Genomic DNA, 10,603 nt, shown 5'->3' on the forward strand with positions numbered 1-10,603 from the left:
GGACTCACAAACACCACAGTCACACCTTTCGATTTCAAATCGGCAACCACTTTAATCAGATGGTTAACTTCAGTGCGTGTTAATGAGGCGGTCGGTTCATCCATGATCATTAACTTGGCATCAGATGCCATGGCACGGCAAATTGCCACCAACTGGCACTCAGCAATCGAAAGCTGCTCTACTCGCTTATTCAGCGGTAGCTTCACGCCTACTTTGGCCATTGCGTTAATCGCAATTTCTTCAATGCGTTTTTGCTGAACGAATCCCTTTGTCCACTCAACATGATCTTGAATAGCAATATTTTCCGCCACAGTCAGGTTAGGGAATAGCGACAAATCTTGATAAATAACCTGAATGCCGTGTTCAATCGATTGCTGCGGATTTAAGCGTGGGTAACTTTTACCACCCAGCAGAATTTCAGCACCTTTTTCTGGCGCATGCACGCCGGAAATGACTTTAAACAGCGTGCTCTTGCCACAGCCATTTTTGCCCGCTAAACAGTGCACTTCGCCTTGGTTAAAAGAGAGGTTGATACCATCCAAAGCTTTAACAGAGCCAAAGTGTTTTGACACCTGCTTGAGGGTAATAAAAGGAGTATCAGACATAAGAATTTCCAGAAATCAGGGGGCAGCATTGCACTGCCCCATAGTTATGTATTGCTTTCGTCAGTCAAACTTAACGAACGGGTCGAACGTAAGTGTTTAGAAACCAAGTTGACGAGCGTTGGTTTTATCGACTTCAAGGATCTTGTTGAATTTAACTACGCGTTTTTCGGTATCGATTTCAGCATCGCCCAAACCTTCCACAGTGACACCATCGGCAACTGCTTGGCCATCAAGCATTTGCTTCGCCACCGCCACCATTGCGTAACCCGCATCTGCTGGATTCCATAGGTAGCCTTTATCAATCTCGCCGCGCATAAGGTACGGTGCAGCTTGGCTTGGCATTAAGATACCAACAACGCTGATCTTATCTTTGGCACGTTTTTTCTTGATCGCTTCACCGGCACCAATACCACCTAGAGAACCGTAAGAAATGATACCTGCCATGTCTGAGTGTGCTTTCATCAAATCGTTAGTCGCAGCGTATGATTGGTCGATACTTTCCGCCACTGGCATACGGCTGGTTACTTCGTACATGGCTGGGTAGGTTTGCTTTTGGTAATCAATCGCTAAGTTTGCCCAGTTGTTGTGTAACGGAACCGTCAGTGAGCCTACATAGATTGCGTAGCCGCCTTGTTCACCCATGTTTTTCGCTAATTCATCCATGGTTGCTTTGGCGTACGCTTGGTTATCGATGGTTTCGATATCCCAATCCGCACCGTGACCATCTGGCGATTCGTGAGTCAGCACGATGATGCCTTTCTCACGTGCTTTTTTAAACACGGGCTCAAGTACAGTGACATCGTTTGGCACAACGGTAATCGCATCAACACCTTTGGCGATTAAGTCTTCAATGATTTTCACTTGTTGCGCGGGATCGGGTGTCGAAGGACCAAGCTGGCGAGCATCCACGCCAAAATCCGTTGCCGCCTGTTCAATCCCCTTATTCATTTGGTTAAACCAAGGAATGCCAGACACTTTGACAACGTTCACGATTTCATAGTCTTTGGCATGAACACCTGCGGCAGCAAGTGCAAGCGTTAAGGCCGCAGCTTTTAATAAGACCTTTTTCATCTTCATCAATCCTTTTATGTTTATTACTTATGCGTAATTAGTTATGTGTAGGGTTAAGGTGAATCGATAGAGAGATGGTAAGACTCAACGAAGAGTAAATCGGTCGAACGAGGCAGGAACTGTGATCGCCACACGTTAATGATAAATTGCATAATAAAACATGTTACCAAAACGTTAGCTCGAAAGTGCAACGTAATTAATAGATCAACCACAACCAAAATCACACCAATAAACCAAACAAAATAAGATCATTTACTTCACATAAAAATATGCCACTCTGGCAGAGCGTATAAAAAGAGCACTATACTGCTGTTAAAATAAGCAACGAACTGGTCAGAATCAGATTTAGCTCACTAAATTGAGTCAAACAACGAGATGGGCAAGGACAACGTAGCCCCCCTTTTCGCTCAATGAGCCGCCAGAAATGTCGTTTTCACTCTAAAATTTGTAGTTTAAATACAAATCAATCAATACCCATTGCTTTCAGGATTTACACTGCTTTACTTCACTTGACGTCGTATTACATTCAATCCTCTACAGTCTAAGCTCCATAGGAGCTTAGTTATGAAGACACTCTATTTAGCCGTTATCGGTTTAATTACCGTTGTTCTTGCAGTGTGGCTGCAAGCCAAACCTGAACTACTCAGTTATAGTCAATTTATGCCTTGGCGCAGTAGCCTCATTCAAGCGACGGGCATCATTGCACTGGTGCTATTGACCTTAACGATGTTGTTAGCGTTGCGTTTAACGTGGATTGAAAGGCTAACCGCAGGGTTAGATAAATCTTATCGCCTACACAAATGGGTGGCTATTTGGGCAGTGATCTTTGGAACGGCGCATTGGCTACTGGCGATAGTACCGAAAACACTGGTACAACTTGGTGTTATTGAACGTGGTAACCACGCTCTACCTGAACTTGACCCTGAATCTCTGCAAGCACTTATAATGAGCCTGCGAGGCGGCGCTGAATCGATTGGTGAACTCGCGCTTTATGGCTTTATTCTGCTTACGCTTATTGCCTTATTAGCGCCAATTAAATACAAGTACTTTAAGCTCACGCATAAAGCGATGGCGGTGGCATTTATAGTGATCGCCTATCACTCCGTCATACTGATCAAACCGAGTTACTGGGATAATCTCATCACGCCGATGGTGATAGCCTTCGCTCTCATCGGTACTGCATGCGCCGTCGTTAGCTTGCTAGGACTGATTGGTAAACGTCGAACTCATCAAGGCGTGATCAGTGCTCTCACCTATAACCCAGAGAACCAAACTACGAAAGTGACGATGGCCTTACCGACTTGGTCAGGCCATCACGCTGGTCAGTTTGCTTTTCTCAAAGTTGCAGGTGAAGAGCCGCACCCATTCACTATTAGCTCAAACTCCAACGCCTCGCATCTGGAGTTCACCATTAAAGCGCTGGGTGACTTCACCTCAACCGTGCACCAACAGTTATTCGTTGGTGAGCAAGTTTCGGTTGAAGGCCCCTATGGTAAATTTCAGTTTGACGATAACAGAGCGCAGATCTGGATTGCTGGCGGAATTGGTATTGCAGCATTTAAAGCACGATTAGCCGAGATTAAACAGCAGGACACTCTCCCTAGTGTGACTTTGTTCTATTGCACCCAAGTACCATCATCCGAGTTTATCCATGAGTTAGAAACGCTGGCGAGAGAGGCCAACATTGAGTTTCACGTGATCGACAATCGCATTGTGCAACACCTCACTATCGCTAATATCAAACAACAATTTGGTCATTTAGATGATCATAGTGTTTGGTTTTGTGGCCCACTCGGTTTTGGCGAGGCATTAAAAGCGCAACTGAGAAACGAGCAATTTGATTTAAACCATTTCCATACCGAGCTGTTTAACTTTCGTTAGCCGGCATAAAAAAGGCGCTCAATCGAGCGCCTTTGACAATCATCTACTTAGATGTTTGGTCGTGCTGTTTCTGCAGTAGAAGGCGGTAAATGAGGTAATGTTACTTCCGGTTGTTCACCAGTAAGCGAGCGCAAGAACTCGGTGATTTTCTCCGCCTCTTGTTCATTAACACCCATCCCAAGCTGAATGTCAGCCATCAACATAACCGCGTCTTTCAAATCCCATACAGAACCATCATGGAAGTACGGATAAGTCAGTTCAATATTACGTAATGTTGGAACTTTGAAGACAAACTTATCAAAATCATTACCCGTGATGGCTTTACGACCAACATCAGGATTGTCAGTCACAAATGGCTTCACTAACCCCATTTTTTGGTACATTTGACCACCAGCTAACGGGCCAGAATGACACGTGGTGCAACCTTTCGCTTTGAACAGGTTGTAGCCCTCAACTTGTACCTCAGTCAGCGCTAAATCATCACCTTGTAGCCATTTATCGAAAGGGGCATTGGGCGTTCGAAGTGTTTTCTCAAAGGTTGCAATAGCGTCCGTGACTTCCACGATGGTGATATCATCAACGTCGTAAGCCTCTTTAAACCAAGTACGGTATTGTGGAATAGAACACAGCGTATCAATCGCCAGTTCATGAGTCAGCGCCATTTCTAACGGGTTGGCAATCGGGCCAGCCGCTTGCTCTTGTAAATCTTTTGCGCGTCCGTTCCAAAATTGCACAAAATTTAGATCGGAGTTAAACACCGTTGGCGAGTTAATCGGACCGATTGCCCATTGATGACCAATGGAGGTCGGTAGGTTATCAACGCCACCGCGGGCGACATTGTGACAAGAGTTACACGAGATGGTATTTGAGGCTGATAGGCGTGGTTCAAACCACAAGGTTTTACCTAGATCGACTTTCTTTGCATCCAAGCCAACCATTGGCTCGATTATTTTGATTGGCTCTAATGCTTGGCGTTCAGCCAATGCACCAAAGGAGACCACCGACAGTACAGAGATTGCTATTATAGTTTTCATTGAGACTTCCTCTCTCAGAGATTTGATAAACCTCACTATTTGGCGTACTTCTTCACTGGAACGCTCTGGCAGCTAAACTAAAACAATCAATGAATTTGATGAAATGTAAAAAAACGATTGAGGTGATGGTAATAATCGATTGTTAAATCGAACAAAATTTAAACGATTTGATTTATCGATGATTTTCCTTTGGATGTAACTTATTCATAACAACATCACTCAAAATTCAACCGAATCACTTATTGATTTAGGTCAATTACCGTTCGACAAGCTAAATACAAAGACGAGCAATAAAAAAGGCTAGATTGATAACCTAGCCTAAGTAGTTATATCTATAAGAAAACAAGCAAGACGGATAAGCCGTTTTCAATGACTACCAGTATTTTTGCTCATTCAGTGCTGGGGCGCACAGTGTTTCACTATCAATAGCAACCAATTCGCTCCCATCCAATTTTTGTCCCAACCAACCGTGAGGGTAGCTCAGTACCAACGGGGCTCTAATCTGTTCTTCCGTAATTTGCGCAAAGCCTGTTTTAGCGTAGAAACTTGGATCACCGTAAGTTACGACCACTTCAACCCCTTGTTGCTTTAACGTATCCAGACCAAATTGAATCAGCTTTTGACCAACGCCTTGCCCTTGTGTTGCTGTCGCAACCGCCGCCGGTGACAGTAAATAAGCATTAGTGGTATTAGACTTAAAATGGAACTTGGTAAAGATCACGCAGCCAAGCAGCGTTTCGCCTTCGCTAGCACCAACAATGACCATCTCTTCGCTGTCCGTCGTTACGACAATCTGATTGGCCAACTCACCAATCACTACGCCTTCATCAGCACCTTCTGAGTCACTAAATGTATTTTGGAATAGCGCTTGAATGTCATCTTGGTAAGTTAAATCTAAAATTGAGTATTTCATTGTTTTCATCGTTTCTCTATTGACCTTAAAGCATCAGAAAGCAAAGCAGCAATAAAGCGGCTTAAGCTTTCATTAAAATAAACATTTGATAGTCAAATTGACCATCTCTTTGGCGGTATGCATCCAGCTCTCGCTCAATATCTTTAATGGCTTGCGAGTTTGGTATTTGCTCTTTGAGCGCTGCCACTTGTTGAGAAAGTGGTTGATAATAAGCTTCCCACGCCTCATCGGTGATTGGGAAAGTGTCGACTACTTGATAACCAGCGGCTTTAGCCTGCTTAATCCGCGTCTCGACCGTAGTCATATCAGGGTATTCACTGCCCCAGAATGCCTTGGCCGGATTGTTAGGGGCATCTGTGGCCCAAACAAGATCGCTCAGAACCAAAACACCGCCTTCGTTTAATCGTGATCGCCACTGTTTGAAAGCATTTTCAACCCCCATGATATAAGCGCTACCTTCCGACCAAATCAAATCGAACGACCGCTCGGCGTAAGGTAAATCCGTCATACTGGCACATTCAAAACGGAGCTGTTCAACATGCTCTTGATTACTCGCCTGAAGCGCTTTAATCGCCTCTTCATCATTATCAATCGCAGTAATATGAGCATCGCAATGCTCGGCAAGTAAGCGAGTCGCAATACCTTGCCCACAACCAATCTCTAATATTTGATTTGGTTTCATCGGCACTTTACGCAGCGCAGTTAAGGTATCAAGCTCACTGCCTGGCCCTCTTCTCTCCAATGGATCAAAGATGCGATAGAAGTCCGCCATATAGCTATCATGGGTATTCATGTCTTTGGATAACCACCGTAATCGTTGGGCATCTGTTTCACTAAAGCCTTGCTTAATAAGCCAGTCAATATGGGCATCAGGTGCGAGTTTATCTAAAGTTTCGTGCCATTGGTTCAGTGAAGTTTCACCCAATAGCGCAGCCAATAAATCTCGTGATTGCTGCTTTTGGGCGATCTCTTGATCAAGATGCTCTAGCCTCTCAAGCAACACCGAACGCTCCACTTTCGCATCCAGACAAGCCTTACATTCTTTCAGCGTAAGTCCACCAGCGTGTAATTGTTGAATTAAGCGTAATCGCTGCAAATCCATATCACTGTATGTGCGATAACCGTTACTTAATCGCTGACCACAAATTAGCCCCAACTTCTCGTAATAGAGCAAGGTAGTACGTGATAAGCCAAGCCTTTGCGCCAACTCTGATATTCGATACATATTCGCGACCTAACCCCTTAATGACTTTGTCAGTATAAGTGCAATCCTAAACTGTAGAGTAGTAGACAGGTCAATGATTATTTCTGTTATTATTTTGATTAGCTATTAAGATGAATGGCAACACACAGAGTGCCAAGGTGTGATGAAATGAAAGGTACAAAAAAGCCCCAGAAGTCTTCTGAGGCTTAGTAAGCTAGCATGACGCTAAGCAACGATTACTCTAAATAACGCTATTCGAAATGAATAACTCCTTTAAGAAGATCTTTATTATTAACAACAGCCTCTTCGTAATTGTGGCCAATCGTGTCAAATTCAAAAGAGTGCGTCAGCATCATATTTGAAGTCAGAATGCCTTTTTCCATTAGCTGTTGTACTTTACTAAAGTCTTCCATAGTCGCATTGCGGCTGCCCATCAAGGTCGTTTCTTTTTTATGGAAATCAGGATCACTGATTTCTAAGTTACCTTTAAATAGGCCCACAAAAACAATTTTCCCACCATGTCGAATATGATTTACAGCTCCGTTCATAGCATGTGGGTTACCAGTCGCGTCAATCACAGTTTGCGCCAATGAACCGGCAAAAATCTGTTTCATATCTTCATGGAAATTTTCATCCATCGGGTTCAATGTTGGCAGGTTCAATTCACTTTCAACGTGAGAACGACGTTCCGCTTGCGTATCAGCCACAATGACAGTTGCACCATCGGCAGCTGCAATTGCTGCTGCGCCTAAACCAATGGGTCCAGCGCCTACAACTAGCACTGCCTCACCCGGTTTAACGTCGGCACGGCGAACCGAGTGCGCACTGATGGCAAATGGCTCAATTAACGCCGCTGTCGCGTTATCAACGCCATTCACTTTTAGTACATTATTTTGGGGAACCGTAAGGTATTCACAGAATCCTCCATCTTGGTGAACACCAATCACTGAAATGTTTTCACAACAGTTGGTTTTTCCACTTAAACATGATGGACACTCAAAACAAGAGACGTATGGGATTAACGCAACTTTGTCGCCAACAACGAAATTTGGTTCTACATCGCTGCCCAATTCACATACCACACCACACAATTCATGACCAAGAATACGCGGATAGCTAAAAAACGGTTGGTTGCCTGTATAGGCATGGATATCTGTACCACAAATGCCGACTGCAGACACTTTCACTAATAGCTCGGTAGGTTTCACTACTGGCATAGATTGTTCAACGTAATTCAATTGGTAAGGCTTTTCACAAATTAATGATTTCATCTGCTTATCTCTCAGAAATGTAAACTTGTCCCTATTGTATTGAAGCTGTTTTTTATTTAAAAAAATCCACAGAAATTTGTGTTAGTTATCAATTTAAACTGTTTTTTAATGGTATTTTATTTCTTAGGAGGACTATTATGGCCAGAAATAAAAACCTGAGAGAAACCACAACGAATCAATTACTCGATGCAATAAGACTGGGCCATATAGAGACCCCGTTGCCATCACAATCGGCATTAGCTGACCTTTTTAGTGTCAGTCGCACAACGATGCGTCATGTAATGAATGATCTATGTGAAAAAGGCGTACTCGAAGTAGAAAATGACACGTGGTTTATTTGCCGAACGCCAATAGATGACGATGGCTATGTGACGCCGATGTCAGAGAATGACATTCAGATTGTAGAATTTGAAACCTTCTTCAACGATGCAATCAAAAACAAACGCATCATGCCTGGGCAAGAATTCACCGAACTGGAGCTGTCAAAGCAATCTAAATGTTCCACAACCGTCGTGCGCGAACACCTTATTCGTTTTTCTCGCTTTAGCTTGATTGAAAATATCAATCGCGGCAGATGGCGTATGGTACGATTTGAGAAAAGCTATGCCACAAGCTTATTTGAGCTGCGTGAAATGCTCGAATGCCACGCACTCAATCGCTTTATGAATCTTCCTCGTAGCGATGAACGCTGGCAGCAAGCTCAATATCTACTGCATGAACATCGTGCTTTACGTGAGACTATGGTCAATGACTATCAAGCCTTTTCAGAACTGGATTATCGTTTCCATAGGTTGCTGCTGTCCGCCTCGAACAATCCTTTCATGGACCAGTTCTATGACATTATCTCAGTGATATTCCATTTCCACTACCAATGGGATAATAGTGATCTACGCAAGCGTAATATGGTCGCTATTGAGGAACATATGGCCGTACTGAGCAAAATTCTCAGTGGGGATGATATTGGTGCTATGGGTGAATTACGCCATCACTTACAAACGGCAAAGCGCACCATGGAAAATAGCCTAATAATGGATAAGCCAGCATAGCGCTGGCTTTATTTTACTGCGTTAATACCCAAAGGCACTTTATTTGAGGTGAGAAGAATTACGAGTTAACCAACGCGACTGCGTCACGTGTTAATTGGGCAATCGTCTCCCACTCACCATTATTAATTAGAGATTTCTCAACCATCCATGAACCACCACAACAGACAACACGTGGGATGGCCAAATAATCATTGATGTTTTGGGTGTTGATGCCGCCAGTTGGCATGATCTGAATTCCACCGTAAGGCGCTAATAGAGATTTCAGCATTGCGATACCACCAGAAGCTTCCTCAGGAAAGAACTTCAATATCGTTAAGCCCATTTCCAACGCAGCTTCTACTGTACTTGGGTTATTGACCCCTGGCACAATGGCAATATCTAACTCCTGACAAGCTCTAACCGTATTCGGATTAAAGCCAGGGCTTACGATAAAAGACGCACCGGCCTCTTTGGCAGCAATAACCTGTTCACGATTTAGCACTGTTCCAGCACCAATTAGCATCTCTGGCTGCGCTTGTTTTAATAAACGGATAGCTTCAACTGCGGCTTCGGAACGGAAAGTAATTTCCGCCACTGGCAAGCCATTATCAGCCAACACTTTACCTAAAGGGATAATATCTTGTGCATTGTCGATAGCGATAACAGGGATCACCTTAAGTGCCGCTAATTGTTGAGTAATGTCGCTCATTTTAATTCCTTAATTAGTTCGCAAATTGGATCGGTTACCACTGTCGGGATAATCGCTCCGCGATGCTGAATTACATGACTGGCTAATAAATTCCCCGCCTGACAACAGGCTGATAGCGCTTGACCATTTACATATTGCGCTAGGAATGCGCCGTTAAATGAATCCCCCGCAGAGGTAGTATCCAAGACGGTATCGACCCAATAAGCTGCTGTGTGTGTTGGCGTGCTCTCGAGAGCAAATTCTTGGCTTAAACACCCTTGTTCGCCCAACTTTACGATTGCTTTACTCACTCCTTGAGCTTGTAAACGATTCAGCGTCTGGTGAGCATCCTCGTCCTGCCACACACATTGCTCGTCATCAAAAGTAACCAAGGCAATATCACTAATCGCGAACAGCTCTCCATACGCTTGTTGGGCGCATTCTACGCTTGACCATAGCGCCGGACGATGATTACTATCAAACACAATCTCGACACCGTTCGCTCGGCATTGCTTCAGAATCGCAACCAAAGCCTTGCGGTCTTGCTGTGACAAAATGGCTAGCGTAATACCGCTGAGGAAGATCACATCAACATAAAGCAGTTGCTCGGCGACGAAGGCAAACTCCGTATGTTGCAGTAAATACTTCGCCGCAGATTGGCTTCGCCAGTACTGAAAACTGCGTTCGCCAAATTGGTCGACACTGATCATGTATAAACCAGTGCCACGCTGTGTATCACGCAGCACCCAATCGGTATTTATCTGCTCTGCTTGCCAGTGCTCACGCATCGTCTCACTGAGTTTGTCATCACCTAACACAGAGACATAGCAGGCTTCCACCTGCTCGTCTGACATGCGTTTTAGATAAACCGCAGCATTCAGTGAATCACCGCCAAAACCCTGTTTCATCTC

Annotated in this window: 10 protein-coding genes; 2 read left to right on the forward strand and 8 right to left on the reverse strand. The window is 44.2% G+C overall.

Translation table 11 applies throughout. The annotated features are described in order from the left end of the window. Positions 1-605: ATP-binding cassette domain-containing protein (locus RH85_RS08970; protein ID WP_006711908.1), on the reverse strand; the 605-nt coding region annotated here is incomplete at its 3' end. Positions 606-701: 96 nt separating this feature from the next. Then, positions 702-1,676, reverse strand: coding sequence for an autoinducer 2 ABC transporter substrate-binding protein (locus RH85_RS08975; protein WP_006711909.1), 975 nt, complete (start codon positions 1,674-1,676; stop codon positions 702-704). A gap of 564 nt (positions 1,677-2,240) precedes the next feature. Between RH85_RS08975 and RH85_RS08980 the strand changes: the two genes are divergently transcribed. After that, complete coding sequence (locus tag RH85_RS08980; RefSeq protein WP_006711910.1) at positions 2,241-3,557, forward strand: ferredoxin reductase family protein; 1,317 nt, start codon at positions 2,241-2,243, stop codon at positions 3,555-3,557. A 47-nt stretch (positions 3,558-3,604) separates the two neighbouring features. On the opposite strand, the gene RH85_RS08985 is transcribed toward RH85_RS08980, so the two are convergent. The 4 genes from RH85_RS08985 to RH85_RS09000 form a co-directional block, all read right to left on the reverse strand. Continuing rightward, positions 3,605-4,591 carry a cytochrome-c peroxidase gene (locus RH85_RS08985; RefSeq protein ID WP_006711911.1) on the reverse strand — a complete coding sequence of 329 codons (987 nt, stop codon included), beginning with the start codon at positions 4,589-4,591 and terminating at the stop codon, positions 3,605-3,607. A 373-nt stretch (positions 4,592-4,964) separates the two neighbouring features. Continuing rightward, complete coding sequence (locus RH85_RS08990) at positions 4,965-5,513, reverse strand: GNAT family N-acetyltransferase (protein ID WP_420895799.1); 549 nt, start codon at positions 5,511-5,513, stop codon at positions 4,965-4,967. A gap of 52 nt (positions 5,514-5,565) precedes the next feature. After that, positions 5,566-6,729: a MerR family transcriptional regulator gene (locus RH85_RS08995; protein ID WP_006711913.1), complete on the reverse strand. Its 1,164-nt coding sequence runs from the start codon at positions 6,727-6,729 to the stop codon at positions 5,566-5,568. A 230-nt stretch (positions 6,730-6,959) separates the two neighbouring features. Continuing rightward, a complete protein-coding gene (locus tag RH85_RS09000; RefSeq protein ID WP_006711914.1) occupies positions 6,960-7,979 on the reverse strand; it encodes a zinc-binding alcohol dehydrogenase family protein in 1,020 nt (339 codons plus the stop codon). Positions 7,980-8,116: 137 nt separating this feature from the next. On the opposite strand from RH85_RS09000, the gene RH85_RS09005 reads away from it, so the two are divergent. Continuing rightward, the gene (locus tag RH85_RS09005; RefSeq protein ID WP_006711915.1) at positions 8,117-9,025 is read left to right on the forward strand and encodes a GntR family transcriptional regulator; all 909 of its coding nucleotides are present in this window, start codon (positions 8,117-8,119) and stop codon (positions 9,023-9,025) included. A 58-nt stretch (positions 9,026-9,083) separates the two neighbouring features. On the opposite strand, the gene RH85_RS09010 is transcribed toward RH85_RS09005, so the two are convergent. Both RH85_RS09010 and RH85_RS09015 read right to left on the reverse strand, forming a co-directional pair. Then, positions 9,084-9,713: a bifunctional 4-hydroxy-2-oxoglutarate aldolase/2-dehydro-3-deoxy-phosphogluconate aldolase gene (locus RH85_RS09010; protein WP_006711916.1), complete on the reverse strand. Its 630-nt coding sequence runs from the start codon at positions 9,711-9,713 to the stop codon at positions 9,084-9,086. Then, positions 9,710-10,603, reverse strand: an 894-nt coding sequence (locus RH85_RS09015; RefSeq protein WP_006711917.1) for a sugar kinase, incomplete at its 5' end; no start/stop codon positions are given. The genes RH85_RS09015 and RH85_RS09010, both read right to left, overlap by 4 nt.

It is taken from the genome of Vibrio ichthyoenteri ATCC 700023 (assembly GCF_000222605.1).
Lineage (GTDB): Bacteria > Pseudomonadota > Gammaproteobacteria > Enterobacterales > Vibrionaceae > Vibrio > Vibrio ichthyoenteri.